Annotated in this window: 1 protein-coding gene; it reads left to right on the forward strand. The window is 68.3% G+C overall.

Features of this window, described 5'->3' with window-relative positions; all coding sequences use genetic code 11:
• The first annotated feature begins 239 nt into the window (after window positions 1–239).
• Window positions 240–1,304, forward strand: a complete 1,065-nt coding sequence (locus ACWV17_RS33800) for an IS110 family transposase (protein WP_455362666.1) — start codon at window positions 240–242, stop codon at window positions 1,302–1,304.
• Window positions 1,305–1,321: the final 17 nt, after the last annotated feature.

Genomic DNA, 1,321 nt, shown 5'->3' on the forward strand with positions numbered 1-1,321 from the left:
TGACAGTGAGGATGGGGTGGCATCGCTTGGGAGGTCTGACCCGACCCTTGACTGACGCTCTGGTTGTCTTTGGACAGAATCGTCGGCCGCCTGGGCGGTGCCGTCATGCGCGTCGCCGGTCGGAAGGCCAGTGACCTCATAGGAGCCCGGCCAAAGGTCCCATCACTGTCTTGTCCGGCTTTCCGACCGGCGCGCGTGCACTGTCCTCACGCGTCACACGGAAGGCAGCACTGACCAGCATGACAGACCCGATATCGGTAGTCGGCGGCGTGGACACCCACACTGATTTCCATCAGGCCGCCGTGATCGACTCGATCGGCCGGCACCTGGCCACCGCATCGTTTCCCACCACACCCGGCGGCTACCGGCGCCTGCTCGCATGGATGCGCTCACACGGCGAGGTACTCGCGGTCGGCATCGAGGGCACCGGAGCCTACGGATCCGAACTCGCCCGCTTCCTGCGGGACCACCAGTTCACTGTGGTCGAGGTGGACCGGCCTGACCGCAGGGCGAGGCGGGCGAACGGAAAGTCGGACCCCCTCGATGCGTTCGCCGCTGCCACCGCCGTCCTCTCCGGCCGCGCCACCGGAACCCCCAAGACCCGGGACGGGATCGTGGAGGCCATCCGCGCCCTGCGCGTGGTCCGCCGCTCAGCGGTGAAGTCCCGCACTCAGACCATCAACCAGATCCGGAACCTGATCGTCACCGCTCCCGGCGAGGTCCGCGAACGCCTGCGCGGGCTGTCCACCACTGACCTGATCAACGTGCTCTCCCGGTCCCGGCCCGGCACAGACATCCACCACCCGGCCTGCGCGGTCCGGACAGCCCTGCGCCGCCTGGCCCGCCGCTACCAGCACCTGACCGACGAGATCACCGACGCCGACAACGAGCTGAAACCACTGGTCGCCGCGGCTGCCCCCGAGCTGGTCGCCCTGCCCGGCATCGGCACCGAGACCGCAGCCCAGCTCCTGGTCACCGCGGGCGACAACCCTGAACGGCTCGCCTCCGAGGCGTCATTCGCACACCTTTGCGCGGCAGCCCCGATCCCCGCCAGCTCAGGCCGCACCGACCGGCACCGCCTCAACCGCGGCGGCGACCGAGCAGCCAACCACGCCCTCCACATGATCGCCCTGACCCGCATGAAGTACGACCAGCGCACCCGCGACTACGTCGCCCGCCGCACCACCGAAGGCATGTCCAAGAAAGACATCCTGCGCTGCCTCAAACGCTTCATCGCCCGCGAGGTCTACAAACACCTCACCCACCGGCACACCACCCCCAAACCCCTCCCACAGACCCCTTGACCATCCATAGGAGCTTC

It is taken from the genome of Streptomyces mabaensis (genome assembly GCF_053763515.1).